Annotated in this window: 23 protein-coding genes; 15 read left to right on the top strand and 8 right to left on the bottom strand. The window is 60.2% G+C overall.

What is annotated here, in order from left to right; translation table 11 throughout:
- Positions 1-121: 121 nt before the first annotated feature.
- A complete protein-coding gene (locus ABIB18_RS02105) occupies positions 122-2,017 on the top strand; it encodes a methyl-accepting chemotaxis protein (protein ID WP_031377406.1) in 1,896 nt (631 codons plus the stop codon).
- A 148-nt stretch (positions 2,018-2,165) separates the two neighbouring features.
- Positions 2,166-2,693 carry an isopentenyl-diphosphate Delta-isomerase gene (idi, locus tag ABIB18_RS02100; protein WP_031377405.1) on the top strand — a complete coding sequence of 176 codons (528 nt, stop codon included), beginning with the start codon at positions 2,166-2,168 and terminating at the stop codon, positions 2,691-2,693.
- 197 nt (positions 2,694-2,890) lie between these two features.
- On the opposite strand, the gene ABIB18_RS02095 is transcribed toward idi, so the two are convergent.
- Positions 2,891-4,366, bottom strand: a complete 1,476-nt coding sequence (locus ABIB18_RS02095; protein ID WP_069728066.1) for an MFS transporter — start codon at positions 4,364-4,366, stop codon at positions 2,891-2,893.
- Positions 4,367-4,720: 354 nt separating this feature from the next.
- On the opposite strand from ABIB18_RS02095, the gene osmF reads away from it, so the two are divergent.
- Genes osmF through ABIB18_RS02075 form a run of 4 tightly spaced genes read left to right on the top strand, consistent with a single transcriptional unit; the run spans position 4,721 to position 8,470 of the window.
- Positions 4,721-5,632 carry a glycine betaine ABC transporter substrate-binding protein OsmF gene (gene osmF / locus ABIB18_RS02090; RefSeq protein WP_046288436.1) on the top strand — a complete coding sequence of 304 codons (912 nt, stop codon included), beginning with the start codon at positions 4,721-4,723 and terminating at the stop codon, positions 5,630-5,632.
- A gap of 3 nt (positions 5,633-5,635) precedes the next feature.
- Positions 5,636-6,811, top strand: coding sequence for an ABC transporter permease (locus ABIB18_RS02085; protein WP_354473579.1), 1,176 nt, complete (start codon positions 5,636-5,638; stop codon positions 6,809-6,811).
- A complete protein-coding gene (locus ABIB18_RS02080) occupies positions 6,804-7,751 on the top strand; it encodes an ABC transporter ATP-binding protein (protein WP_354473578.1) in 948 nt (315 codons plus the stop codon). The genes ABIB18_RS02085 and ABIB18_RS02080 overlap by 8 nt, the downstream gene beginning before the upstream one ends.
- Positions 7,739-8,470, top strand: coding sequence for an ABC transporter permease (locus ABIB18_RS02075; RefSeq protein WP_354473577.1), 732 nt, complete (start codon positions 7,739-7,741; stop codon positions 8,468-8,470). The genes ABIB18_RS02080 and ABIB18_RS02075 overlap by 13 nt, the downstream gene beginning before the upstream one ends.
- Here the strand turns inward: ABIB18_RS02075 and ABIB18_RS02070 are convergent.
- Together ABIB18_RS02070 and ABIB18_RS02065 are read right to left on the bottom strand one after the other, a co-directional pair.
- Complete coding sequence (locus ABIB18_RS02070; RefSeq protein WP_227021873.1) at positions 8,451-8,558, bottom strand: YohO family small membrane protein; 108 nt, start codon at positions 8,556-8,558, stop codon at positions 8,451-8,453. The genes ABIB18_RS02075 and ABIB18_RS02070 overlap by 20 nt on opposite strands.
- 85 nt (positions 8,559-8,643) lie before the next feature.
- On the bottom strand, positions 8,644-9,378 hold the full coding sequence (locus tag ABIB18_RS02065) for a MerR family transcriptional regulator (protein WP_031377402.1): 735 nt from the start codon (positions 9,376-9,378) through the stop codon (positions 8,644-8,646).
- 150 nt (positions 9,379-9,528) lie between these two features.
- On the opposite strand from ABIB18_RS02065, the gene ABIB18_RS02060 reads away from it, so the two are divergent.
- The 4 genes from ABIB18_RS02060 to ybiB all read left to right on the top strand — a co-directional run bounded on the left by ABIB18_RS02060 (position 9,529) and on the right by ybiB (position 13,914).
- On the top strand, positions 9,529-10,092 hold the full coding sequence (locus ABIB18_RS02060; protein ID WP_031377401.1) for an XRE family transcriptional regulator: 564 nt from the start codon (positions 9,529-9,531) through the stop codon (positions 10,090-10,092).
- Positions 10,089-10,607, top strand: coding sequence for a GNAT family N-acetyltransferase (locus ABIB18_RS02055; RefSeq protein ID WP_046288434.1), 519 nt, complete (start codon positions 10,089-10,091; stop codon positions 10,605-10,607). The genes ABIB18_RS02060 and ABIB18_RS02055 overlap by 4 nt, the downstream gene beginning before the upstream one ends.
- A gap of 140 nt (positions 10,608-10,747) precedes the next feature.
- Positions 10,748-12,916 (top strand): ATP-dependent DNA helicase DinG, encoded by a 2,169-nt coding sequence (gene dinG, locus ABIB18_RS02050; RefSeq protein ID WP_089561186.1) that lies wholly within the window; start codon positions 10,748-10,750, stop codon positions 12,914-12,916.
- Positions 12,917-12,945: 29 nt separating this feature from the next.
- Positions 12,946-13,914: a DNA-binding protein YbiB gene (gene ybiB / locus ABIB18_RS02045; protein WP_046288433.1), complete on the top strand. Its 969-nt coding sequence runs from the start codon at positions 12,946-12,948 to the stop codon at positions 13,912-13,914.
- A 1-nt stretch (position 13,915) separates the two neighbouring features.
- On the opposite strand, the gene ABIB18_RS02040 is transcribed toward ybiB, so the two are convergent.
- The 3 genes from ABIB18_RS02040 to hutH form a co-directional block, all read right to left on the bottom strand.
- A complete protein-coding gene (locus ABIB18_RS02040) occupies positions 13,916-15,073 on the bottom strand; it encodes a M20 aminoacylase family protein (RefSeq protein ID WP_354473576.1) in 1,158 nt (385 codons plus the stop codon).
- 191 nt (positions 15,074-15,264) lie between these two features.
- On the bottom strand, positions 15,265-16,953 hold the full coding sequence (gene hutU, locus ABIB18_RS02035; RefSeq protein ID WP_031378059.1) for a urocanate hydratase: 1,689 nt from the start codon (positions 16,951-16,953) through the stop codon (positions 15,265-15,267).
- A 10-nt stretch (positions 16,954-16,963) separates the two neighbouring features.
- Positions 16,964-18,523 (bottom strand): histidine ammonia-lyase, encoded by a 1,560-nt coding sequence (hutH, locus tag ABIB18_RS02030; RefSeq protein ID WP_046288432.1) that lies wholly within the window; start codon positions 18,521-18,523, stop codon positions 16,964-16,966.
- A gap of 306 nt (positions 18,524-18,829) precedes the next feature.
- Between hutH and hutC the strand changes: the two genes are divergently transcribed.
- Positions 18,830-19,585, top strand: coding sequence for a histidine utilization transcriptional repressor HutC (gene hutC / locus ABIB18_RS02025; RefSeq protein WP_031378058.1), 756 nt, complete (start codon positions 18,830-18,832; stop codon positions 19,583-19,585).
- Here the strand turns inward: hutC and ABIB18_RS02020 are convergent.
- Both ABIB18_RS02020 and ABIB18_RS02015 read right to left on the bottom strand, forming a co-directional pair.
- Positions 19,569-20,111, bottom strand: coding sequence for a HutD/Ves family protein (locus tag ABIB18_RS02020; RefSeq protein WP_046288431.1), 543 nt, complete (start codon positions 20,109-20,111; stop codon positions 19,569-19,571). The two genes, hutC and ABIB18_RS02020, sit on opposite strands and share 17 nt — an antisense overlap.
- Entirely contained in the window at positions 20,108-21,463 is a 1,356-nt protein-coding gene (locus tag ABIB18_RS02015; RefSeq protein ID WP_354473575.1) for a formimidoylglutamate deiminase, read from the bottom strand. The genes ABIB18_RS02020 and ABIB18_RS02015 overlap by 4 nt, the downstream gene beginning before the upstream one ends.
- 81 nt (positions 21,464-21,544) lie before the next feature.
- Between ABIB18_RS02015 and hutI the strand changes: the two genes are divergently transcribed.
- The 4 genes from hutI (at position 21,545) to ABIB18_RS01995 (ending at position 25,437) form a co-directional block, all read left to right on the top strand.
- On the top strand, positions 21,545-22,762 hold the full coding sequence (gene hutI, locus ABIB18_RS02010) for an imidazolonepropionase (protein ID WP_069728074.1): 1,218 nt from the start codon (positions 21,545-21,547) through the stop codon (positions 22,760-22,762).
- Positions 22,759-23,547, top strand: coding sequence for an N-formylglutamate deformylase (gene hutG, locus ABIB18_RS02005; RefSeq protein WP_354473574.1), 789 nt, complete (start codon positions 22,759-22,761; stop codon positions 23,545-23,547). Before hutI ends, hutG begins: the two co-directional genes overlap by 4 nt.
- A gap of 309 nt (positions 23,548-23,856) precedes the next feature.
- On the top strand, positions 23,857-24,705 hold the full coding sequence (locus ABIB18_RS02000) for a transporter substrate-binding domain-containing protein (protein ID WP_069728076.1): 849 nt from the start codon (positions 23,857-23,859) through the stop codon (positions 24,703-24,705).
- Between the two features lie 12 nt (positions 24,706-24,717).
- Positions 24,718-25,437, top strand: a complete 720-nt coding sequence (locus tag ABIB18_RS01995) for an ABC transporter permease (protein WP_031377040.1) — start codon at positions 24,718-24,720, stop codon at positions 25,435-25,437.
- The last annotated feature ends 2 nt before the right edge of the window (positions 25,438-25,439 follow it).

Genomic DNA, 25,439 nt, shown 5'->3' with positions numbered 1-25,439 from the left:
TAAATTCTCAGGCTAATCAGCCATTTTTCAAATCTGTGATCCTGCTCATCTCAAGTTCCGCTGGGCCGCGCCGTTAACCCGGATAAGGCAATCGCGCCACACCAGGTCCAGGGGAACAAAGATGTTAAAAACAACACAGTCCCGCTTCACTGCAACACTCATCGCTTTCTTCGTTGCACTCCTGTTGATCACCGTCTGGGTGATTAACCAGTTTGTCGCTCCACAGTTGATTGACAGCGAAAGCCGTCTGGTTCGCTATCAGGTTGATTCCCTGGCGTCCGGCATCGTTGAACAGATGAACCGGGTTCAGGCGCAGCAGCGCGCTATCACCGAGGCCGCGTCTGTGATGGATAGCGCCACCATCGACACCTTACTGCCGACGCTGGTGAACCAATATCAGGACAGTAACGTGTTTGGCGGCGGCATCTGGCCACTGCCGAATCGTCGCGATCCGGCAAAAGAGAAAAACAGCAGCTTCTTTGCCCGCAACGCCAGCAACGAACTGCAGGTCAACACCTACTGGAACTCCGATGCGGCTGACAAATACTGGGAGCAGTCCTGGTACAAAGATGGCATGGCAGCAGAGAAAGGGCAGTGCGCCTGGGCCAAAGCTTACCAGGATGCAGCCAGTCCGCAGCCGCGCACCAACTGCGCCATGGCGATCTATCGCGACGGGACCGTCTGGGGCGTTGCGACCATTGACGTCACGCTCGGCTTCTTTAACCAGCTGGCAAAACAGATGGGCGAGGCGATTCACGGTAACGTGCTGATCGTAGAAGCCGACGGCAAAGTGGTCGGTAACGGTGCGCTGGTGAACGCGGCACCGAAACTGGAAAACCTGGCCGACGTGCCGTTGCCGATGGCCGCGCCGCTGAAATCGCTGCTGAGTGGCATCGGTAATCAGCCGCTGGAGACCACCTTTGACAGCAACGACGGTGAGCAGACGCTGTTAGTGCAGGCGATCCCGGGCAGCCCGTGGTATCTCGCCAGTAGCCTGCCGACCAGCCTGCTGAAAGCGCAGTCTCACAATATGCTGACCCGTCTGGGCCTGGTGCAGATCCCGCTGGCGGTGATCCTGCTGCTGGTGCTGCTCGGTTTTGTGCGTGCCATGATGAAACGCCTCAGCGTGCTCAACAGCAATATCGAAGCCCTGTCGACCGGCGGTGCGGATCTGACTCAACGTCTGCCGGCCAGCAACAGCCCGGAATTTAACGCGGTGGCGCAAAGCTTCAACCAGTTTATCAGCTACCTGCAGGGGCTGATGCAGCAGGTCGGCGACAGCGCGCTGGCGATTACCGCCGCCTCGCGTGAAATTGCCAGCGGCAACGCCAACCTCTCGTCACGTACTGAAGATCAGGCCAGTTCGATTGTCGAAACTGCGGCCTCGATGGAGCAGCTGACCGGCACGGTGCGCCAGAATGCTGACAACGCCACGCACGCTAACCAGCTGGCCGGCGATGCGTCACAGGTGGCGGCGCGCGGGACGGAAGTGGTACGTCAGGTAGTGACCACCATGGGCGAGATCCATCACTCCTCGCGTAAAGTGGTCGATATCATCAGCGTGATCGACAGCATCGCCTTCCAGACCAATATCCTGGCGCTTAACGCCGCGGTGGAAGCGGCGCGGGCCGGTGAGCAAGGGCGCGGGTTTGCCGTGGTGGCGTCGGAAGTGCGTAACCTGGCACAGCGCTCGGCTAATTCAGCGCGTGAGATCAAAAAATTGATCGAAGAGTCGGTGTCGAACATTGATGCCGGTAGCGCGCTGGTGGAACAGGCGGGACAAACCATGGATGAGCTGATGCAGGGCGTCAGCAGCGTCACCACACTGATGAGCGAAATCATGTCGGCCAGCCGCGAACAGAGCATGGGGATTGAGCAGGTTAACGTCGCGATCACCCAGCTTGACGGCACCACTCAGCAGAACGCCGTGCTGGTGGAGCAGGTATCGGCTGCGGCACAGGCGATGGAAGTGCAAAGCACCCAGCTGGAACGGGTGGTGCAGAGCTTCAGATTGTAATCCCTCCTCAGGCCAGCCTTGCTGGCCTGATTTTCTTCCCGCCTCATCCGCCTATCCCAGACTGGCTGCTGTTAAAAATTCCGCGTTGTGACCGCCCAAACTGGCAATCTTGTGCCAGAATAGTTGGGAATAATCTCAAGGAAACGCCATGTCTGCTATTGAAGTTATCCTCGTTGACCACCTCGATCGTCCCACCGGCAAAATGGAAAAGCTGGAAGTGCATGAAAAAGGATTACTGCACCGCGCGGTGACGGTCTACGTCTTCAATTCCCGGCAGGAGCTGCTGTTACAGCGGCGCGCCAGCGATAAATATCACTGTGGTGGTTTGTGGAGTAACACCTGCTGCGGTCATCCTTATCCCCATGAATCAACCCAGGATGCCGCTGAACGGCGTCTGCGCGAAGAGATGGGAATGGAGGTCAGCCTGACGCCGATGTTTGAGCTGAGCTACAACCTGCCGCTGAGTAATGGCCTGACCGAACACGAATATGGTCACGTCTTCTTTGCGGTTTGTGATCGCCTGCCACAGCTTAATCCGCAGGAGGCTGACGCTTTTGATTACCGTTCACTGGCGACCATTGAACAACAGATGCGCCAGCAGCCGCAGCAGTTCACGCCGTGGTTTTTGCATACTTTTCCGCGCATTCCGGCCCATCTCGACGCGTTTCCGGCATAAAAAAACCGCACGCTAAGGTGCGGTTCGGGTCGTCGATAACGCGTTGGCTCAGGCAGCATACCTCCTTCGCAAAATCGCTGTTTAAGGCAGGCTCAGCACGGGCCATGCACGGCTCGCGCTGCTTTGCTAGCGACGTACGCTCCCCTCGCTTTATCTTCCGCAGCCGTTATCGCTACATCCTGAGAAGCTTTTCAGGATCAACGCGGCAGCTCAAAATCCTCGGCATCCACATCATAACCTGACGGTTCCCAGCGGATCGCCAGTAAGGCCAGCAGGCCCGCCAGCGGGGCCAGAAAAATGACCCAGAACACCCCGGTCCCCAGCGCCGCGACCAGCACCGGAAACAGGAACAGCGACAGGGTCGAACTGCCACGCATCAGCGTCTGGTTAAAGCCAACCCCCACGCCACGCAGCGAGGTCGGATAGCTGAGTGAGGCAAAAGTCATGGTATGCGAGCCGGGACCGAAGCCCTGACCAAACAGGAACAGCGCCAGCATACCAATCGCCAGGGCCGCTTCCTGACCGCCGTCCGGGCGTCCAATCAGCGCCAGCCCGAGCAGTGCCACGCACTGACAGGCATAACCGGCCACCGACATCTTCCATGCTCCGAGACGCGGCACCAGCCGTACCGCCAGAACGCCGCCGACAAACGCAAACAGCAGATTCAGCGCCAGCGACACCAGAATGGTGGTCAGCATCGACTGGGCAAAGAAGCTGGAGATAATCACCGGCAGGCCAAACGCCACGGCGTTATAGGCAAACGAGGAGGCGATGGAGGTGATGGTCGCCAGCACGGTGCGGCGTCGATAGACACCCTGCAACAGCGCGCCGTAGTTACGCCAGCTGGCTGGTCGCGCCGGTCGGGCGGGCGTCAGCGCCGCATCCGGTGCCACCTGGGCGTTGATATTCCATGCGCTGCGTAAGATTGAGGCGGCCGCCTGCAGATCGCCCTGATTAGCGGCCCACACCGGCGACTCGCTCATGTAACGACTGCGAATGGCGATGATGATGATGGCCGGTACCGCGCCAAAGCCAAGGATCAGCCGCCAGAGCCAGTCGGTATGGCTTTCCGGCAACACCGCGTAGAGCAGCAGCACCAGCAGATAAGAGATGCTGATCGCTGCGTACCAGGTCGGGCACCACATCGCCACGCTGGCCGCTTTATTGCCTTTACCGCGCAGCTTCGAAAACTCTGCCAGGAAGGCCATCGCCACCGGCAGATCGATGCCGACGCCGAGCCCCATCACGAAACGCGCTCCGCCTAACACATATTCGTTTGGCGCAAACGCACAGGCGATTGCCGCCACCACGAAAAAAAACATATCGGCCATGAAAACCCGATAACGGCCAATTTTATCGGTCAGGTATCCGCCGATCAGCGCGCCGATGATCGCCCCGAAGGTGATGGACGAGGCGATCATCCCGGTGCCGGTCGGGGTCAGATTAAATTCGCGCGCCACGTCTTTGATACCAAACGCCAGCGCGCCGAGATCGTAGGCGTCGAGAAATACCCCACCGAGCGCGATAGCGACCACAATGCGCGCGTTATTACGGGCGCTGTCGCCGCTGTTCACCAGGCGGGAGACATCCGCCGCGCTGCGGATCCACTGCGTTTCGCCGCTCGGCGCACTCCCTGTTGTGGCCACATGGGCTGAAGAGATCAGGTCGGTCATGATGTTGTGAGTCTTTTATTATAAAAACAGGCCATCGAGAATAGCCGTTTAGACGCCCAGACGTAAATTCAATTGAGTTATGAATAATAAGTTTTTAGTCTCAAATCGTTATTAATTTGCGATAAAGTCATCTACGAGCCGGCACAGCCAGGCTACGCTTTTAAGGCAGATAACCAAACCGCTCTGCGTCAGGCGACGGCATTCATTGCGGCGCTGCCGCTGCACCGGATCACCGGATCAGTGCTGGGCACCGCGATGCGCGAACCTGAATCACCGGGGTGACAAGAATCGATAACAACAGATCAAAACAACAGGTCATAACAACAGGCAATAACACGCGATAAGGAACAGGTCATGGTCAAAGTTCGGGGTTGGATTGGAATGAGCGCGTTGCTGCTCAGTCTGGGCATCGCACACGCTGCCGATCCGGTGCGGGTCGGTTCAAAAATTGATACTGAAGGTTCACTGCTGGGTAACGTGATTTTGCAGGTGCTGGAGAAGCATGGCGTCAAAACCGTCAATAAAATTCAGTTGGGTACCACTCAGGTGGTGCGCGGCGCTATCACCGCCGGGGAACTGGATATCTACCCGGAATATACCGGCAACGGCGCTTTTTTCTTTAATGACGAAAAAGACAGTGCCTGGAAAAATGCCCGTCAGGGCTACGAAAAAGTCAAAAAACTGGATGCCGACAAAAATCACCTGGTGTGGCTGACGCCTGCGCCAGCCAACAACACCTGGACCATTGCGGTGCGTAAAGATCTGGCAGAGAAAAATCAGCTGACCTCGCTGGCCGACCTCAGTGCCTGGCTGAAAAAGGGCGGCACTTTCAAGCTGGCGGCCTCGGCAGAATTTATCGAACGCAGTGATGCGCTGCCGGCCTTTGAAAAAGCCTACGGTTTCGATCTTAAGCAGGATCAGCTGCTGTCGCTGGCCGGCGGTGATACTGCCGTTACCATCAGCGCGGCGGCGCAGCAAACTTCAGGCGTTAATGCGGCGATGGCCTACGGCACCGACGGCCCGGTGGCGGCGCTGGGATTACAGACGCTGACCGATCCAAAAGGCGTGCAGCCAATCTACGCCCCGACGCCGGTGATCCGTGAATCGGTGCTGAAAGCCTATCCGCAGATTGGCGACTGGCTGAAACCGGTATTCAGCGCGCTGGACGAGAAAACGCTGCAGCAGCTGAACGCCAGAATTGCGGTGGACGGCCAGGACGCCAGCAGCGTGGCGAAAGAGTGGCTGCAACAGCAGAAGCTGCTGTAACTGATGAAGATATCGCGGGAAGCGATACGACGTCCCGGTCAGCAGCCGGTCGCACTGCTGCTGCTGGCACTGCTGAGCCTGGCGCTGGTGGCGCTGCCTTTTCTGACCTTCGCGCCGAACCGACTGGTGGCAGGCGCGCCGCTGATGGGCTGGCAGATCAGCCAGTCGGCAGTAGTGCTGCCGCCGCTGGCGGTATTATGGCTGCTGCTGTGGTGTCCGCCGTCGCGCGTCAGCCTCAGCCTGGCGCTGTTGTCGGCCGAACTGCTGCTGGCGGCGATGATCTGGCTGAGCGGCACTCAGGCGACGCTGCTTAGCCAGCACGGTAGCCGACTGGCTCGCACCAGCTTTGCCAGCGGCCTGTGGTGCAGCGGGGCGCTGCTGCTGTTGCTGATCACCGACACGGTGCGGCAACTGACCCGTCACCGGCTGGCACAGCTGCTGCTTAACCTGCAGGTGTGGCTGCTGCCGCTGTTGCTGCTGTTCAGCGGCCAGCTTAACGATCTCTCCCTGCTGAAAGAATATGCCAATCGCCAGGCGGTATTTGACGCCGCGCTGGTGCGCCATCTGACGTTGCTGGCCGGCACCGTGCTGCCAGCGCTGATCATCGCGCTGCCGCTGGGCATTCTGCTGTTCCGACAGCCACGCTGGCAGAGCGGGGTATTTGGCGTATTGAATGTGATTCAGACAGTGCCTTCGGTGGCGCTGTTTGGCCTGCTGATTGCGCCGCTGGCGGGCCTGGCACAGCGTTTTCCGTGGCTGGGTGCCTGGGGTATCAGTGGCATCGGCATGGCTCCGGCGCTGATTGCGCTGGTGCTTTACGCCTTACTGCCGCTGGTGCGTAGCGTGGTGGTCGGTCTGCAACAGGTGCCGCAGGAGGTGCGTGAAAGCGCGCGCGGCGTCGGGATGAGCGGCCGGCAACAGTTTTTTGCGGTTGATGTGCCGCTGGCCTTACCGGTATGGCTGGCGGGTCTGCGGGTGGTGGTGGTACAAACTCTGGGCATGGCAGTGGTTGCGGCACTGATTGGTGCCGGCGGCTTTGGCGCGATTATTTTCCAGGGCCTGCTGAGCAGCGCGCTGGATCTGGTGCTGCTTGGAGTAATTCCGGTGATTGCGCTGGCGGTCACCGTAGATGCGCTGTTCCGCCTGCTGATCTCATTGCTGGAGAAAAAAGATGATTGAATTTAACGGCGTCTCGCTCGCTTTTAACGGCAAAGCGGCGGTCAGCGATCTCTCATTGACGGTGGCGGAAGGGGAGTTCTGCGTGCTGCTGGGCACCTCTGGTTCCGGTAAGTCGACCACCCTGAAGATGATTAACCGGCTGGTTGAGTTCGACAGCGGCGAGATCCGTTTCGCCGGCGAGTCGATTCGTCAGCTTGATGCCCGCGCGCTGCGGCGGCGGATGGGCTATGCCATTCAGTCGATCGGCCTGTTTCCTCACTGGACGGTAGAAAAAAATATCGCCACGGTGCCGGCGCTGCTCGGCTGGTCAAAACCGCAGGTCACGCAGCGGATAGAGGCGCTGCTGACGCTGCTCAACCTCGATGCGCAGCTGCTGAACCGTTATCCGCATCAGCTTTCCGGCGGACAGCAGCAGCGGGTTGGCGTGGCGCGTGCGCTGGCGGCCGATCCGGAGGTGTTGCTGATGGATGAACCGTTTGGCGCGCTCGACCCGGTGACCCGTGGCGCGCTGCAACAGGAGATGCTGCGTATTCACCGGCTGTCGGGACGCACCATTGTGCTGGTAACCCATGACATCGATGAGGCGCTGACGCTGGCCGACCGCATCGTGCTGATGGATAACGGCGGGATCGTCCAGCAGGGTAAACCGGTTGAGCTGCTGACCCAGCCGAAAAATGAGTTTGTACGTGATTTCTTTGGCCGTAGCGAAATGGGCGTGCGCCTGCTGTCGCTTGGACAGGTCGGCAACGCCGTGCGGCGCGGTGAATGGCTGGCGGGCGAACCGATTGCCGCCGGGCTGACGCTACGCGAAGCGCTGTCGCAGTTTATTACCCGGCGAACCGACAAACTGCCGGTGATTGATGAACAGCAGCAGCCGCTGGGCGTGCTCTATTTTCACGATTTGCTGACGCTGCGTGAGGAGACCGCATGCGCCGGCTGACCGATCCGCTGCTCTGGCTGGTGCTGCTGTATGGCGCGCTGCTGACGCTGATGCCCTACAGCGGGCCGCTGTTCCATCGCTGGTTTCCCGAGCTGGCGCGGCCGCTTTATCAGCAGGAGACCTTCTGGCAACTGACGCTGGCGCACCTGTTTCTGGTCATCACCGCCAGCCTGCTGGCAATGGTTATCGGCGTCGGCAGCGGGGTGATAGTGACCCGGCGCGCCGGTCGGGCGTTCCGGCCGCTGATGGAAACGCTGGTGGCGGCCGGACAAACCATTCCGCCGGTGGCGGTATTAGCGATTGCGGTGCCGGTGATGGGATTTGGTGCCTGGCCTGCCGTGGTGGCGCTGCTGCTCTACGGTTTGCTGCCGATCTTGCAGGGCACGCTGGCCGGTCTCGACAGCGTACCCGCCAGCAGCCGGGAGATTGCCGAAGGGGTCGGGATGAGTGCATGGCAGCGTCTGTGGCAGATTGAGCTGGCGCTGGCCGCCCCGGTGATTATCGCCGGGATCCGCACCTCGGTGATCATCAACATTGGCACCGCCGCTATCGCCTCAACGGTCGGGGCAAAAAGCCTCGGTTCACCGGTGATCATCGGCTTAAGCGGGTTTAACACGGCGTATGTGATTCAGGGGGCGTTACTGGTGGCGCTGCTGGCGATTGTCAGCGATCGCCTGTTCGAGCGCCTGCAACGCTGGCTTAGCGTGAGTGAACGATGAGTGAATAACCGACCAGCATCAGACCGCTGGTACCGCCAGCCGCCATTATGAAAAACAGCGTAGCGAAGAATGTTTTTTTCCAGTTCATGGGAAAACCTGAGCGCGTGAATATGAGGCGGGAATGATAGCGCGCGCAAGGCAGCAGGCAAAGTGCCCAGCGTGCGTTTTTGTCATCAGGGTGTTTCGTGCAACCGCACGGCGTAACCCTGTTCCTGCCAGTGTGACAGTTGATCCTGCTGACGACGGGTCAGTTTTTTACCGGTAAATACAAACATATTCATGCCGGGAAACAGTTCCGGACGCGGCACGTCGAGCGGCTCAGCCAGCACATCGATGCGCCAGCCATGTTGCGACAGACGCCAGCCTTCCAGCCAGATACGGGTACGATCCTCAATGCCCCAGCCGATAATCAGCGCGTCTTTGCCCGCTTTTTTGCGGCTGCCGGTCAGGCAGAACGCCACATAATCAATCAGCAGGCCATCCAGCAGGCTGCACATGGTGCGGGCGGTATTCTGGTCGAGGCTGAGCTTCTGGCGCACCGGCATAAAGACGTGATCGATCAATGCGTCGATCGGATGTTCACGACCGATGGCCGCGATCTTGTTACGCAGCTTGGAGGGTCTGACGTGGCGTAACACGCTGATGAGTTCATCCTGCAGGGTGGTCCAGCCGTCGTGCGCATCAACATCACCGCCTTCCAGCAGCGCTTTGACTTTACCTACCGGCACGCCGCTTTCAATCCAGCGCATGATCTCTTCAATGCGCTGAACATCTTCTTCATCAAACTGACGATGCCCACCTTCGGTACGCTGCGGCTTCAGTAAGCCATAACGTCTTTGCCAGGCGCGCAAGGTCACTGGGTTTATGCCACAGCGCTCGGCGACGTCACCGATACTGTATAGGGTCATAAATTCCTCTTTAGACTGATCTGAGTGGAATTACCATAACGAAGCAAACTAAGTTGTACAATACATTTTTGAGTGTACAACTTGACCGCTGCGCCTTTTCTCAGCTATATCTCATATAAGAGAAATTATTCCCAATTATGAGAGGGTGCTATGCCGGACCTGAATACAGAACAGCGCCTGGCTGCGCGGCTGGCGGAATTACGCTTGCAACGCGGCTGGTCGCTGGATGAGCTTTCAATCGCAACGGGTATCAGCCGTGCGTCATTATCACGTATTGAGCGCAGCGAGACCAGCCCTACCGCCGCACTGCTTAATCGTCTGTGCGTGGCGTACGGATTAACCATGTCGCGCCTGCTGAGTGAGGTGGAGGAAGATGCAAAGCTGCTGATCCCGTATGACCAGCAGCCGGTATGGAGTGATGAGGCCAGTGGCTTTCACCGCCGAAATGTGTCACCGCCTGTTACTCATTTTAGATGCGAATTGGTGGAGGGCAAATTACGCCCCGGCGCGCGTATCGATTACGACGCGCCGCCGATTCACGGTATGGAACAGCATATCTGGCTGCGTGAAGGCGGCCTGACCGTCAGCATGGCAGCTCAACGCTGGAGCTTACGTCCCGGCGACTGTTTACGCTTTCATCTGACGGGAAAATCGGCCTTTGAAGCGCACCTGACCGAGGGCGCGCACTATTTACTGGTGGTGGCAAAACCATGATTAATTATCAGATGCTCAGTGCCAGCGAGGCACAGCAGGCGTTACCCGAACTGTGTGAGGTGTTGCAGGCCTGCGTAGCAGACGGGGCCAGCGTCGGATTTATTGATGCCGCCGACCATCAGGCGATTGACCGTTTCTGGCAGGATCGCATTTACAGCCTGGCGAGTGGCGATGCCGAATTGTGGGTGGCGCGTCAGCACGGCAGCGTGGTGGCGACGGTGATGATCAACAGCAGCTCAATGCCCAACGGCCGCCATCGGGCGGAGATCACTAAACTGCTGGTGCATCCGCAGGCGCGCCGCCAGGGCATTGCCCGCCAGCTGATGCTGCAGGCGGAACAGCAGGCGCGACTGCAGGGTAAAACGCTGCTGGTGCTGGACACGCGCAGCGGTGATGTCGCCAGCGATCTCTATCGCTCGCTCGACTGGCAGGTCGCCGGCTCTATTCCGTTCTACGCCGAATCCACCACCGGTGAGCTGGATGCCACGACCTATATGTTTAAACTGCTGGGCTAGCCGGTCCCGGCTGCCGCCAGCCCCGGGCGGCATCCGTGGCCGCTTGTGGAACCGCAGACGAAAAAATTGTCCTGAAAGCTGACGCCGCCAGCATACTGTGTAAAAATACAGGCAATTTTTACGGTGTGGTAACAAACAAAATGGCCCTGACAGCAGCAGTAAAAAGCCAGATAGCGCAGTGGTATAAAGCGCTGCAGCAGCAGGTGCCCGATTTTATCCCGCGCGCCGCCCAGCGGCAGATGATTGCTGAAGTGGCAAAATGCCTGGCGGGCGATGATGCGCGCCATCTGGCGGTCGAAGCGCCAACCGGCGTCGGCAAAACCCTCTCTTATCTGATCCCCGGCATCGCGACCAGCCGCGCCCAGGAAAAACGTCTGGTGATCAGCACCGCGAACGTGGCGTTGCAGGATCAAATCTTCACCAAAGATCTGCCGCTGCTGAAGAAAATCATCCCCGATCTCACCTTTACCGCCGCCTTTGGTCGCGGGCGCTACGTCTGTCCGCGCAACCTGGCGGCGCTGGCGGCTGATGACGATCAGCAGGGCGATCTGCTGCTCTATCTGGATGATGACGCCATCAGCAGCACCAAAGAGGAGCAGACGCAGTGCGGCCGGTTGCAGAAAGCGCTGGATCGCTATCAGTGGGACGGACTACGCGATCACAGCGAGGAAAACGTCAGCGATAGCCTGTGGCAGCGGCTCTCAACCGATAAAGCCAGCTGCCTCGGCGCCCACTGTCGCTGGTATCGTGAATGCCCGTTTTTCGTGGCGCGGCGTGAAATAGAGCAGGTCGATGTGGTGGTGGCCAACCATGCGCTGGTGATGGCGGCGATGGAGAATGAGTCGGTATTGCCGCCGGCTAAAAACCTGATGCTGGTGCTGGATGAAGGCCATCATCTGCCGGAAGTGGCGCGCGATGCGCTGGAGATGAGCGCTGATATCACCCCAGGCTGGAGCAGCCTGCAGCTGGATCTGTTTATCAAGCTGGTGGACAGCATCATGACCCAGATGCGGCCTAAATCCCCGCCGCCGCTGGCCAATCCGGAGCGGCTGAAAGCACACTGCGAGGAGCTGCGCGAGCTGCTGACCATCACCAGCCAGGCGCTCAATCCCCTGTTGCCACCGCACAATCAGCCGGGCGAATACCGCTTTGTGCTCGGGGCGTTACCGCAGGAGCTGCTGGACCTTTGCGCCCGGCTGTTCAAACTCAGCGACGCGCTGCGTGGCCTGAGCGAAGGCCTGATCAATGCCCTGAGCGAGCAGACCGGCAAAGTTGATGTGGTGCGCTTGCACCGCAATCTGCTGCAGCTGAACCGCCAGTTCGGCTGGTTTGAATCGGTCAGTAAGCTGTGGCGACTGGCGGCGATGGAAAAAGCTTCCGGTGCGCCGGTGTCGAAATGGATCACCCGCGAACTGCGCGAAGGTCAGGCGCACCTGCTGTTCCACTGCGCCGGGATTCGCGTCAGCGATCAGCTGGAAAAGATGCTGTGGCGTAAAATTCCGCATGTGGTGGTCACCTCCGCCACGCTGCGCTCGCTTAACAGTTTTAACCGCCTGCAGGAGATGTCCGGTCTCAACGAGAAAGCCGGTGACCGCTTTGTGGCGCTCGATTCCCCGTTCAACCATGTTGAGCAGGGCAAGCTGGTGATCCCGCAAATGCGCTATGAACCCCTGATGACCCACGAAGCGGAGCACATCGCCGAGATGGCGGGCTTCTTCCGGCAGCAGATGAAGCTGAAGCAGCACAAAGGGGTGCTGGTGCTGTTCGCCAGTAACCGGGCGATGCAGCAGTTTGTCGCCTGCCTGCCCGATTTACGACTGTCGATGCTGGTGCAGGGCGATCAGCCGCGCAGCCGACTGGTCGATCTGCATCGTCAGCGGGTGAGCAAAGGCGAAACCAGCATTCTGATTGGCCTGCAATCGTTCGCTGAAGGGCTGGATTTAAAAGGCGATCTGCTGAGTCAGGTGCATATTCATAAAATTGCTTTTCCGCCGGTAGACAGTCCGGTAATTTTGACCGAAGGCGAATGGCTGAAGAGCCTGAAGCGTTATCCGTTTGAGGTGCAGAGTTTACCCAGCGCCTCGTTTACCCTGATTCAACAGGTCGGACGCCTGATTCGCAGCCATCAGTGTTACGGTGAAATCGTGATATACGATCGCCGTCTGCTGAGCAAAGCGTACGGTAGCCGACTGCTGGCGGCGTTGCCGATCTTCCCGATTGAGCAACCCGATACCCCTGAGCCGGACGCCATACCGGCCGCCCCGGTGGCCACACGTACCGTGCGTAAACGACGTCCGACGCGGCGCTAAGCCGTCGCGCACTTAACCGGAAGCGAGTGATGGAACTGAATAAAATTATTAAAGAGATCGGCCGCGGAAAAAATCATGCCCGCGACATCGATTTCGACACCGCCGAAGCCCTCTACAGCGCGATGCTGGCTGGCCAGGTGCCGGATCTGGAACTGGGCGGCATCCTGATTGCGCTGCGTATCAAGGGCGAAGGCGAAGCTGAAATGCGCGGCTTCTATCAGGCGATGCAGGCGCAGATGATGAAGCTGAACGCCCCGGCCAACCGGCCGATGCCGATGGTAATCCCGAGCTATAACGGCGCGCGCCGCCAGGGCAACCTGACGCCGTTACTGGCGCTGCTGCTGAACCGGCTCGGTTTCCCGGTGCTGGTGCACGGCGTCAGCGATGATGCGACGCGTATCACCAGTGAAGCGGTATTTGACGCGCTGGGCGTGCAGCCGGTGACCACCGCTGAGCAGGCTCAGGCCCGGCTGGACGCGGGTGAGCTGGTGTTTATTACCGTCGATCACCTCTGCCCGCCGATGGCGAAACAGCTGTCGCTGCGCTGGCGGATGGGGGTGCGGAACAGTGCGCATACGCTGGCAAAACTGGCGACGCCGTTTGGCGAACGCGAGGCGTTGCGGCTGTCGAGCGTGTCGCATCCGGAATATGTGCCGCGGGTGGCGAAATTCTTCAGCGATATTGATGCGCCTGCGCTGCTGCTGAATGGCACCGAGGGCGAGGTCTATGCTAATCCGCAACGTTGTCCGGCGATCAGCGTGATCCACGGCGCGGGATCGGAGGCGGAAGTGTGGGTTGAGCGTCAGCCCGAGGTCCAGGTTGAGCTGCCGGCAGATAAATCAGCGGCGGTCACCGCAGCCTGGATTGAGCAGGTGATTAACCAGCAGCGACCGGTACCGCAGGCGCTGCGGCTGCAGCTGGCCTGCTGCCTGCGTGCCAGCGGTGAATGCGACTCGCTGGCGACCGCCGACCAGCGGCTGCGCGCCGCCGGTTACTGATTCAGGCGATCGGCAGTGCCTGTTCAACCAGGTTCTGCCAGAAGCGGATACCGATCGGCAGTGACGCATCATTAAAATCGTAGCGGGCATTGTGCAGCGGCGCCGAAGGCTCTTCACCGTCGGCGCCGAGCCAGAAGTAAGCTCCCGGACAGGCTTCCATCATGCAGGCAAAATCTTCTGATGCCATCGAAGGATTGACCTGCCAGTGAACATTCTCTTCTCCCAGCGTCGCCAGCGCCACCGCGCGAACCTGCTCTGCCGGCGCGGCATGGTTGGCCGTCACCGGATAGCCGGGTAGCCAGCTGGTTTCGCCGCTCACCCCAAACGGTCGGGGCAGGGTCGCCACAAACTCATCGATCAGTGCCCGCACTTTATCGCGCACTGCCGGTTGCAGGCAGCGTACCGTGCCGCGCAACACAATCTGTTCCGGGATGACGTTGATCGCCTCGCCCCCGTGGATCTGCGTCACGCTGACCACCGCAGAAGAAAGCGGTGACAGACGGCGTGACGGAATGGTCTGTAGCGCCAGGATCAGCTCAGCCGCGACCACCATCGGATCGGCACCGCTTTCCGGCATCGCCGCGTGGCAACTCTTGCCGTGCAGGGTGATTTCAAACGAATCAAGCGAGGCCATCATCGCACCGGGATTAACCGCCAGCGACCCGAGCGGCAGGCCCGGCCAGTTATGCATGGCGTAAACCGCATCCATCGGGAATCGCTGGAACAATCCCTCTTCAACCATTTTGCGCGCACCGCCCAGATTCTCCTCGGCGGGCTGAAAAATAAAGTGCACCGTGCCGCTGAACTGGCGTGTCGCCGCCAGCTGGCGGGCAGCGGCCAGCAGAATGGCACTATGACCATCGTGACCGCAGGCGTGCATCACGCCCGGCGTCGCGGATCGCCACTCGACCTCACCTTTTTCGGTGATCGGCAGCGCATCCATGTCGGCACGCAGCCCGATAACCGGACCGGGGCCATTCTCCAGCGTGCCAATCACTGCGGTACCTGCCAGACCACGAAACACCTGTAATCCGGTCAGCTCAAGTTCGCGGGCGATAAGATCACTGGTGTGATGCTCCTGGTAGCCTAATTCAGGCTGGCGATGGAGCTGGCGACGCCAGTGCAGGGCATCTTCAAGCAGGGCGGGGGAAAGGGTCATGCAGAAACGTGCTCCTGACAGAATGAGAAGATTTCACTTTAGTGGTCGGGACGCGCGGCGTCTATTACCGTTAGGGCGAAATCTGGCTATAGGCTAAATCAAAATGGAATAACTAATAAGTAACGGTGGCCAACGAGGCAGGGCGAAGCGGGTAAAAGCGGGGCCAGCCTGGCGCTGACCCCGACGGTAGGTTACTTCTGCAGCATCGGCAGATTCAGGCCGTGTTGCTCTGCACAGGCCTGCGCCTGTTGATAACCAGCATCGGCGTGGCGCATTACGCCGGTCGCCGGATCGTTCCACAATACCCGACCCAGTCGCGCATCCGCCTCTTTGCTGCCGTCGCAGACAATCACCACCCCCGCGTGCTGTGAGAAGCCCATTCCCACGCCGCCGCCGTGATGCAGGCTGACCCAGGTCGCACCGCCAGCGGTGTTAAGCAGCGCATTGAGCAACGGCCAGTCTGACACCGCATCCGAGCCATCTTTCATCGCTTCTGTTTCACGGTTTGGTGAAGCGACCGAGCCGCAGTCGAGATGATCGCGGCCAATCACCACCGGCGCTTTCAGTTCGCCATTGCGCACCATTTCGTTGAAAGCCAGGCCAGCGAGATGACGTTCGCCGAGGCCGAGCCAGCAGATGCGGGCCGGCAATCCCTGGAAGGCGATGCGCTCCTGCGCCATGTCGAGCCAGCGATGCAGGGTTTTATGCTGCGGAAACAGCTGCTTTAATTTGGCGTCGGTTTTGTAGATATCTTCCGGATCGCCCGACAGCGCCACCCAGCGGAACGGTCCTTTGCCCTCACAGAACAGGGGACGGATGTAGGCCGGGACAAAGCCCGGGAAGTCGAATGCGTTGGCGACCCCTTCATCCAGCGCCACCTGACGGATGTTGTTGCCGTAGTCGACGGTCGGAATGCCCATATGACAGAAGTCGAGCATCGCCTGCACGTGAACTGCCATCGAGGCGCGCGCCGCTTTCTCTACCGCTTTAGGCTGTGACACCTTCTCCTGCTGCCAGCGCGCCAGATCCCAGCCAATCGGCAGATAGCCGTTGATCGGATCGTGGGCCGAGGTCTGATCGGTGACGATGTCCGGTTTCGGTCCGCCCGCTCTGGCACGTTTGACCAGCTCCGGCAGGATCTCGGCGGCATTGCCCAGCAGCCCGACCGAAATGGCTTTTTTCGCCGCGGTTGCCTCGTTAATCAGCGCCAGAGCCTCATCCAGCGAGGTGGCTTTATGATCGACGTAGCGGGTACGCAGACGAAAATCGATGCGCGACTCCTGGCACTCAATGGCCAGCACGCAGGCACCTGCCAGCACGCCAGCCAGCGGTTGTGCACCACCCATCCCGCCCAGACCGGCAGTCAGTATCCAGCGTCCGCTCAGATCGTTGTTGTAGTGCTGACGTCCCGCTTCGACGAAGGTTTCATAGGTGCCCTGGACGATGCCCTGCGCGCCAATGTAGATCCACGAACCGGCGGTCATCTGGCCGTACATCATCAGGCCCGCCTTATCCAGCTCATGGAAGTGATCCCAGGTGGCCCAGTGCGGCACCAGATTGGAGTTTGCCAGCAGCACGCGGGGCGCGTCGGCGTGGGTACGGAACACCCCGACCGGCTTGCCGCTCTGGATTAGCAGCGTCTCATCAGGCTGTAACGCCCTGAGTGAGCGCAGGATCTGCTCGAAGCATTCCCAGTTACGCGCCGCTTTGCCAATGCCGCCGTAAACCACCAGATCTTCCGGCCGCTCGGCAACGTCAGGATCGAGGTTGTTCTGGATCATCCGGTAAGCGGCTTCAATCAGCCAGTTGGCGCAGTGCAGGGTGGTGCCATGCGGAGCACGAATCTCGCGTGCCACGGCCTGAGACAGGGTTTCGCTCATTACAGATTCCTTATTCAGCAGAAGAGAGGGCGCGCAGGCTGGGCAGCAGCGCGGTCAGAGCCTGAGGCCAGTCAGCGCGACTTGCCCACTGACGCATCGCGTCGATATCGGGTGCCAGCAGGCGATCCTCTTCCAGGAAGGCCACCCGCTGGCGGATGAGGTCAATCGCCTGCTCGAGTGTTGGTGAGCTTTTCAGCGGTCGGTTAAATTCAATGCCCTGCGCCGCTGCCATCGCTTCGATGCCAACGACCGCTGCGCTGTTGAAACACATGCTGCCGAGGCGGCGGGCAGCGTAGGTCGCCATCGACACGTGATCTTCCTGATTGGCGGAGGTCGGCAGGCTGTCTACGCTACCGGGATGTGCCAGTGATTTGTTCTCGGAGGCCAGCGCCGCCGCAGTGACCTGGGCGATCATAAAGCCGGAGTTCACCCCGCCGTCACGCACCAGGAACGGTGGCAGACCGGATAAGCCGGTATCCAGCAGCAGTGCCAGGCGACGTTCAGATATCGCCCCGACTTCAGCAATCGCCAGCGCCAGGATATCTGCGGCAAAGGCCACCGGCTCAGCATGGAAGTTACCCCCGGAGATCACATCGCCGCTGTCGCTGAACACCAGCGGGTTATCGGAAGCGGCGTTGGCTTCAATCTGCAATATCCGCGCCGCGTGGCACAGATTATCGAGACAGGCGCCCATCACCTGCGGTACGCAGCGAATCGAGTAGGGGTCCTGCACCCGGCCGCAGTGGGCATGGGAGGTGAGGATTTCACTGCCTTCAATCAGGGCGCTGACCGCGGCGGCCACGGCAATCTGCCCCTGCTGACCGCGCGCCTGATGAATGCGGGCGTCGTACGGCTTCAGCGAGCCTTTGATCGCTTCCAGCGACAGCGCACCGGCCATCAGTCCGGCGGCAAACAGGTTTTCAGCTTCAAACAGGCCCCGCAGCGCCAGCGCGGTCGAGACCTGAGTGCCGTTGAGCAGCGCCAGGCCCTCTTTCGGGCCGAGCACAAACGGCGACAGCCCTACCGATGCCAGGCCTTCCGTCGCCGGGATCAGCGCGCCGTTGAGCCGCACCTGACCTTCACCCAGCAGCATCAGCGACATATGGGCCAGCGGTGCCAGATCGCCGGAAGCGCCCACCGAGCCTTTTTCCGGGATGCAGGGCATAACGCCGGCGTTAAACAGCGCCAGCAGCGCCTCGACCAGTTCGATACGCACGCCGGAGTGGCCGCGCGCCAGGCTGATAATTTTGGTGGCGACCACCAGACGGGTCACGTTGTCCGGCAGCAGTTCGCCGAGGCCGACGCTGTGCGACAGCACCAGATTACGCTGCAGATCGGCCAGTCGGCCGGCCGGGATTTGCGTCTGCGCCAGTTTGCCGAAACCGGTGTTAATGCCGTACACCACCTTGCCGGAGGCGACAATCGCCTCGACGGTTTGCTGCGCGTCTGCAATGGCCTGGCGCGCCTGGTGATCAAGGCTAAGGGTGACGTTACCCTGATAGATAGCGCGTAATGTGGCGAGATCCACCTCGCCTGGCACCAGGTGTAATCGCTGCGACGATCCTGACATACTCTACTCCTGTCTATACAAGTGTGCTGGCGTGGCTAAGCGATGTTCATTGCCCTGATCCAGCGGGATAATGCGAGTGAAGCATAAGTGTCTATTCTTGTCTATACAAGTAGCAAGGGCCGTGCCGGACCGATCACAAAAATGCATCACCCGCCAGCCATGGGTTACCGGCAAACTGTGACGCAGCGCCTGCACCAGCCCGATGCGTCGCCTGCACTGATGAGGCGCAACCGGCGGTGACGGATGTATATACATTCACGCAGCGAGACAGTAAACTTGAGGCATTATCAGGATAAGGAACAGCAAATGGTCGAGCATACGGCACTGGCACAACTGGCTGCGGCCATGAGCGATGAACCCGCGCCGATTTATCAGCGTGTGAAGCAGGCAATTGTCAGCCAGATTCGGGAGGGACGTTGGAAGGCTAACCAGCGAGTGCCCTCAGAAAGTGAACTGGTGAATGAGCTGGGCGTCAGCCGGATGACGATTAACCGGGCGCTGCGTGAGCTGACCAGCGAAGGGTTTCTGGTGCGGATGCAGGGCGTCGGCACTTTTGTCGCCGAGATGAAAGGCTACACCGCGATGCTGGAGGTGCATAACATCGCCGACGAGATCGCCCAGCGCGGGCATCAGCATAGCTGCAAAATTCTCGCCATCGGCCAGAATAAAGCCGATCCTGAGCAGGCGGCGGTGCTGGGACTCTCCACCGGGCAGACGCTCTACCATTCGCTGATTGTGCATTATGAAAATGAGCTGCCGGTGCAGCTGGAGGATCGGCTGGTTAACCCGCTGGTCGCGCCCGATTATCTGACCCAGGATTACCACAGCCAGACGCCTTATACCTATCTGATGCGGGTCGCGCCGCTGACCGCGGGCGAGCACATTGTTGAAGCGGTGCTGCCCGACGCGCGCCAGCGTAAACATCTGGCGCTGGAGGAACATGAGCCTTGTCTGCTGATCCGCCGTCAGACCTGGAGCGACAACAAAATCGTTACCTATGCGCGCCTGCTCTATCCCGGCTCACGCTATAAACTGCTGGGCCGGTTTAAGGGACACGGCTAAGCCGGGTCAGCAGCAGCCGGGCATCCGCTCCGATTGGGCGCAGCCCGGTAAGCTGGTCTGCCCAGCCGATCCCGTGCTGCACTTCCAGCCGCTCGCCGTCCGCCAGTTGCCATTGGCCCGCCAGCACCCAGGCGACGCCATGCGGGCTGCTGACCGCATCGGTCACCACCTCAACCGTTGCCTGCCACTTCCCGCGTCGGGTCATGATATTAAAATCCTCACTGATCCCTCCCTCCAGCCGGGCATCTAACGCCAGTTCACCGGCAAACGCCCAGGGCTGCAACGGCGTTAAGCGGTGCTGCACGCCGGGGCCGGTCAGTATGACCGCGTCACCGTGCAGCAGGGTGATGATGCGATCAATGCCGGGAAAGGCGGAGAACGGCCCATCCTGCGCCAGCGTCGCGATGCTGGCGCGCCATTCAAACGATGCCGCGCCGGGCGGATAACCGATCAGCTCGCGGGTCTCTCCGCCGCCGTTACGCCAGCGACTGACCGCTAAGTCAGCATAAGCAAATCGGGTAATCATCGCAGTGCCGCCATCGCCTGGCTGAACCGGGCCGCACAGGCAGCCTGCGCCGGATGATAGCCCTCTTTGATCACCGCATTGCCGGCGACGTAGACGTCACGGATCTGATCGCGCTGACCGGCGAACAGCCAGCGATTCAGCACCGAACGCTGATCGACACTGCCGAGCCACGCCTCGTCGCGCAGCACCAGCCAGTCGGCCCGCTGTCCCACTGCCAGCGAACCCTGCTGAATGCCGCACGCCTGAGCGCCGCCTGCCGCGGCCTGCTGCCACAGCAGATCGCCGACCGAAGGCTGGTCCGGCAGGGTGATGCGATTGCGGCGCTGGTCGCGCAGCCGCTGGGCATACTCCAGCCAGCGTAATTCTTCGTTAATACTCAGCGAAACGTGGCTGTCGGAGCCAATGCCCCAGCGTCCGCCCTGCGCGATATACTCCACCGCCGGAAAAATGCCGTCGCCCAGATTGGCCTCGGTGGTCGGACATAACCCGGCCACCGCACCACTGGCGGCGAGGCGCGACAGCTCATTCTGATCGAGATGGGTGGCGTGAATCAGGCACCAGCGGCTATCGACCTCAAAGCGATTCAGCAGCCACGACACCGGCCGCTCTCCGCTCCACGCCAGCGAGTCATTGACCTCTTTTTGCTGTTCCGCGACGTGAATATGCACCGGCAGAGTCGGGTCACTGGCCGCCAGCACCTGCTGCATCTGGCTTTCACTCACCGCGCGCAGCGAATGAAAACAGAGTCCCGCATTCAGTAGCGGCCGGTTGCGTTGCAACTGATGCAGGCGGGACTGCTGCTGCAGATAGCGATCGGTTTGCTGAATAAAGCGTTTCTGTCCGGTTGTCGGCGGCTGTGCACCAAACCCGCTGTAGCTGTAGAGCACCGGCAGCAGAGTCTGCCCAATACCCGCCACTTCGGCCGCGCGGATCAGCTGTTGCAGCATCGCGTCATCGGGGTAGGGCGTGCCGTCAGGATCGTGATGCAGATAGTGAAATTCCGCCACCTGGCTGTAGCCGCCTTTCAGCATCTCGATGTAGAGCAGGGCGGCAATATCGCCAACCTGTTCCGGCGTCAGGCGCTGCACCATCCGGTACATCAGATCGCGCCAGGTCCAGAAACTGTCCTGCGGATCGCCTGCGACTTCGGCCAGGCCTGCCATGGCGCGCTGAAAAGCGTGCGAATGCAGATTGGCGATCGCCGGGATCACCTCGCCATCCAGCCGGATCGCTTCTCCGGCATCGCTGTCGGGCGTAATAGCCTCGATAAAACCGGCCGGATTGACCGAGATACGAACCTGTTGTCGCCAGCCTTCAGCCAGCATTGCGCGCGGGGCAAAAAAAGTCGCCATGGTTGATCCTCAACGGATGTGGTTGTATATACATATACATACTTTAACGCACAGTGTAAACGGCGGAGGCAAGAGGCAGCGATGGCAGAGGATATGCAGGTAGAGAGTGTCTGGACCGGTGCCGATCTGGTGACCATGCGCGGCGGTAAGTACCATCTGATCCCGCAGGGCGCGCTGGTCGTCAGGGCGGGCAAGCTGGTATGGGTCGGGCCGCAGGCAGAGATGCCCGCGTTCCAGGCTGAACAGCATCACCGCCTGGCCGGCGGCATTATTACGCCGGGCCTGGTGGATTGTCATACTCATCTGGTGTTTGGCGGCGATCGCAGCCAGGAGTTCGAACAGCGCCTGAATGGCGTCAGCTATGCGGAAATTGCGGCTCAGGGCGGCGGCATTCTCTCTACCGTGCGCGCCACCCGAAGCGCCACCGAAGATCAGCTGGTGGCGTCGGCGCGCTGGCGGCTCGATCGTCTGCTGGCGGAAGGGGTCACCACCGTGGAGATCAAGTCCGGCTACGGGCTTGATGAAGAGAGTGAATTGCGCATGCTGCGCGCGATTCGCCGGCTCGGTGACAGCGTCGCCGCCGATGTGCTGGCGACCTGTCTGGCTGCCCATGCGTTTCCGCCGGAGTTCAGGCACGATCCCGGGGGCTGGATCGATATCATCTGCGATCGCCTGTTGCCGCAGGTCAAAACGCAGGGGCTGGCAGATGCGGTTGATGCGTTTTGCGAGCATCTGGCGTTTTCACCGCAGCAGGTGACGCGGGTGTTTGAACGGGCAAAAGCGCTGGGCCTGCCGGTGAAACTGCACGCCGAGCAGCTCTCTTCGCTGGGCGGAGCCACACTGGCGGCGAGCTTTGGTGCCCTGTCGGCCGATCATCTGGAATATGCTACCGAAGCAGATGCGCAGGCGATGGCGCAGCATGGCACGGTCGCGGTATTGCTGCCCGGCGCATTCTATCTGCTGCGTGAAACCCAGCGTCCACCGGTGGCGCTGTTTCGTCGCTACGGCGTACCGATGGCGCTGGCCAGTGACGCGAATCCGGGCACTTCGCCGGCACTGTCGTTGCGCCTGATGCTGAACATGGGCTGTACGCTGTTTGGCATGACGCCGGAAGAGGCGCTGGCCGGGGTCACGTTATACGGTGCCCAGGCGCTGGGATTAGCCAGCAGTCACGGCTCGCTTGAAGTGGGAAAAGTGGCGAACTTCGTCCACTGGCCGCTGGCACGTCCGGCGGAACTGGTTTACTGGCTGGGTGGCGAGCTGCCCTGTACCGTTATCTATCGTGGAGAACGTCAATGAAGGCTTTTCATTTTACTCAGGGCAAGCTGCCGCTACTGGTCAGCATCCCGCATGCCGGTACCCAGCTGACGCCGGAGGTTGAAGCCGGGCTGAGCGAGGCTGCACGCGGCCTGCCGGACACCGACTGGCACATTCCGCTGCTGTACGATTTCGTGCGGGATCTCGGGGCCAGCGTGCTGATTGGTCACTATTCCCGTTACGTGATCGATCTCAACCGGCCGCCGGATAACCAGCCGCTCTACACCACTGCCTCCACCGGCCTGTTCCCGGAGACGCTGTTTGACGGGACGCCCACCTTTGCGCCAGGCAAAACGCCGGATGCGGGCCAGCGTCAGGGCTATATCGACCAGATCTGGCATCCCTATCATCAGCAGATCCAGCAGGAACTGGCGCGCCTAAAAGCGCAGCACGGTTACGCGCTGCTGTTTGATGCGCACTCGATTGCCAGCTCTATCCCACGCCTGTTTGAGGGACGACTGCCCGATCTTAATATCGGGACCAACGACGGTGTCAGCTGCAGTCCCGCGCTGATCGGGGCGATTCAGTCGGTGTGCGCCGCACAAAGTGACTACAGCTGGGTGATCAATGGCCGCTTCAAGGGCGGCTATATCACCCGCGCCTACGGCCAGCCGCAGCAGCAGATTGAGGCGGTACAGCTGGAACTGGCGCAGCTCAACTACATGGATGAAACGCCGCCTTACGCCTGGCAGCAGGCACGTGCAACTCAGCTGCAAACACTTCTCAAAGCGCTGATTCAGCGCATGCTGGCTCAGGCCAGCGCCTGATAGCCGACTGCACTGAGCGGGTGCAGTGGTGCGCTGATCCGGTGCAACGGCGGACACAGACTGACGTGTCGTCCGCCGTTGCACCCTTTCCCAGCGTAAAACCAGAGCTGGCATAAGCTTTGCTAAGTTGTATGTACAAGTGCAACGGCTGACAATCGCGCGGAATAATTCCTGTCTGGCTCACAAAACGATAAAGACGGCAATGAACTGCGCCACGTTAACTTGTATATACATGACATATCATCCTGTGAAATTTTTGTTAAATCTTGCCAGGGCGATCACCAGGCCGCTACTTTTCAGGAGAACCGTATGACACACCGTCCGATCCTTCGTCATTTAACACTCGCGACCCTTGCTTCCAGCCTGTTGCTCTGTGGCGTTACTGCCCAGGCGAAAGAGTGGAAATCGATCACTATTGCTACCGAAGGCAGTTACGAACCCTGGAACCTCACGCTGCCAGGCGGCAAGCTGGGCGGGTTTGAACCGGAACTGATGGCTGACCTGTGCCAGCGTATGGCGATCCAGTGCAAGCTGGTGGTGCAGAACTGGGACGGGATGATCGCCGGCCTCAACGCCGGAAAATATGATGTGATCATGGACGCGATTGTCATTACCCCCGATCGCAAGAAGGTGGTGAACTTCACCGTGCCTTACGCCTCAACGCCCGCCACCTTTATCAGCGTTAAGGGCAGTTTGCTGCCTGCTGATACGCAGATCGTCAAGCTGCATGATGACCCGCAACAGATTGAAACCGCCATTGCCTCGTTGAAAGCAGCGCTGAAGGGGAAAAGCATCGGTATCGCCTCCGGCACGGTATACACGCCGTTCATCGATAAATATTTCAAAGATGTCGCGGATGTCCGCGAGTACACCAGCTCCGCCGATGCGATTCTCGATTTACAGGCGGGCCGTATCGATGCCGTGTTTGACGACGTGACGTTTGCACAGTCAATGCTGGCGCGTCCCGACAATAGCAACCTCAGCTTTAGCGGCCCGCAACTGGGCGGTCCGATCTGGGGCGAGGGGGAAGCGATGGGCGTGCGGATGGCGGATAACGATCTGAAAGCCAGACTCGACCAGGCGATCAAGGCGGCACTGGCCGACGGCACGGTAAAAAAACTGAGCGAGAAGTGGTTCAAAACTGACGTTACACCCTGAGTGAGGTAAATCATGATAAGCCTGCTGAGTTTTGGTGCCGACGGCTGGGGGCGCTTAATCCTGAGCGCTACGCTGACCACGGTGCTGCTCTCCTTTGCCGCACTGCTGGTCGGCGCGGTGGTCGGTTCCGGCGTGGCGGCGGCGAAGCTGTCGCCGCACCGGGCCGTGCGCTGGATGGGAGAAGGCTATTCGGTGATCTTTCGCGGCATCCCGGAACTGCTGGTGATCTATCTGTTCTATTTCGGCGGTTCGGGATTGATCACCCAGGTCGGGCAGCTGTTCGGCGCTGACGGGTTTATCGAAGCGCCACCGTTTCTGATCGGCGCGCTGGCTATCGGGCTGATCTCCGGATCTTATCAGGCAGAAGTCTACCGTGCCGCCCGTCTGGCGCTGGCGAAAGGAGAGATTGAAGCTGCGGTTGCCATCGGCATGCCGCGCTGGCGTATTCGTCAGCGCATCCTGCTGCCACAGGTAGCGCGCTATGCGCTGCCGGGGCTGTCAAACGTCTGGCAGATGAGCCTGAAAGATTCGGCGCTGGTATCGGTGACCGGCATTGTGGAGCTGATGCGCGCCAGTCAGATCGCCGCCGGTTCCACCCGCGATTACTTCACCTTTTACCTGGTCGGCGGCGCCTGTTATCTGGCGCTGACGCTGCTGTCGAACCGCGCCTTCCTGCGGGCCGAATCCCGCCTTGGCCGTGCCTGGCAAAGCCGCACCGCTGCCCAGCATTAAGG

The organism is Pantoea sp. UYEF8, assembly GCF_040546285.1.
GTDB lineage: Bacteria > Pseudomonadota > Gammaproteobacteria > Enterobacterales > Enterobacteriaceae > Pantoea > Pantoea brenneri.
This window is presented reverse-complemented; position numbering and strand designations above follow the sequence as displayed.

Bases quoted from the DNA above. Each gene is read 5' to 3' on its own strand.
- ABIB18_RS02105 (WP_031377406.1), top strand. From the start codon at position 122: ATGTTAAAAACAACACAGTCCCGCTTCACTGCAACACTCATCGCTTTC.
- idi (WP_031377405.1), top strand. From the start codon at position 2,166: ATGTCTGCTATTGAAGTTATCCTCGTTGACCACCTCGATCGTCCCACC.
- ABIB18_RS02095 (WP_069728066.1), bottom strand. From the start codon at position 4,366: ATGACCGACCTGATCTCTTCAGCCCATGTGGCCACAACAGGGAGTGCG.
- osmF (WP_046288436.1), top strand. From the start codon at position 4,721: ATGGTCAAAGTTCGGGGTTGGATTGGAATGAGCGCGTTGCTGCTCAGT.
- ABIB18_RS02085 (WP_354473579.1), top strand. From the start codon at position 5,636: ATGAAGATATCGCGGGAAGCGATACGACGTCCCGGTCAGCAGCCGGTC.
- ABIB18_RS02080 (WP_354473578.1), top strand. From the start codon at position 6,804: ATGATTGAATTTAACGGCGTCTCGCTCGCTTTTAACGGCAAAGCGGCG.
- ABIB18_RS02075 (WP_354473577.1), top strand. From the start codon at position 7,739: ATGCGCCGGCTGACCGATCCGCTGCTCTGGCTGGTGCTGCTGTATGGC.
- ABIB18_RS02070 (WP_227021873.1), bottom strand. From the start codon at position 8,558: ATGAACTGGAAAAAAACATTCTTCGCTACGCTGTTTTTCATAATGGCG.
- ABIB18_RS02065 (WP_031377402.1), bottom strand. From the start codon at position 9,378: ATGACCCTATACAGTATCGGTGACGTCGCCGAGCGCTGTGGCATAAAC.
- ABIB18_RS02060 (WP_031377401.1), top strand. From the start codon at position 9,529: ATGCCGGACCTGAATACAGAACAGCGCCTGGCTGCGCGGCTGGCGGAA.
- ABIB18_RS02055 (WP_046288434.1), top strand. From the start codon at position 10,089: ATGATTAATTATCAGATGCTCAGTGCCAGCGAGGCACAGCAGGCGTTA.
- dinG (WP_089561186.1), top strand. From the start codon at position 10,748: ATGGCCCTGACAGCAGCAGTAAAAAGCCAGATAGCGCAGTGGTATAAA.
- ybiB (WP_046288433.1), top strand. From the start codon at position 12,946: ATGGAACTGAATAAAATTATTAAAGAGATCGGCCGCGGAAAAAATCAT.
- ABIB18_RS02040 (WP_354473576.1), bottom strand. From the start codon at position 15,073: ATGACCCTTTCCCCCGCCCTGCTTGAAGATGCCCTGCACTGGCGTCGC.
- hutU (WP_031378059.1), bottom strand. From the start codon at position 16,953: ATGAGCGAAACCCTGTCTCAGGCCGTGGCACGCGAGATTCGTGCTCCG.
- hutH (WP_046288432.1), bottom strand. From the start codon at position 18,523: ATGTCAGGATCGTCGCAGCGATTACACCTGGTGCCAGGCGAGGTGGAT.
- hutC (WP_031378058.1), top strand. From the start codon at position 18,830: ATGGTCGAGCATACGGCACTGGCACAACTGGCTGCGGCCATGAGCGAT.
- ABIB18_RS02020 (WP_046288431.1), bottom strand. From the start codon at position 20,111: ATGATTACCCGATTTGCTTATGCTGACTTAGCGGTCAGTCGCTGGCGT.
- ABIB18_RS02015 (WP_354473575.1), bottom strand. From the start codon at position 21,463: ATGGCGACTTTTTTTGCCCCGCGCGCAATGCTGGCTGAAGGCTGGCGA.
- hutI (WP_069728074.1), top strand. From the start codon at position 21,545: ATGGCAGAGGATATGCAGGTAGAGAGTGTCTGGACCGGTGCCGATCTG.
- hutG (WP_354473574.1), top strand. From the start codon at position 22,759: ATGAAGGCTTTTCATTTTACTCAGGGCAAGCTGCCGCTACTGGTCAGC.
- ABIB18_RS02000 (WP_069728076.1), top strand. From the start codon at position 23,857: ATGACACACCGTCCGATCCTTCGTCATTTAACACTCGCGACCCTTGCT.
- ABIB18_RS01995 (WP_031377040.1), top strand. From the start codon at position 24,718: ATGATAAGCCTGCTGAGTTTTGGTGCCGACGGCTGGGGGCGCTTAATC.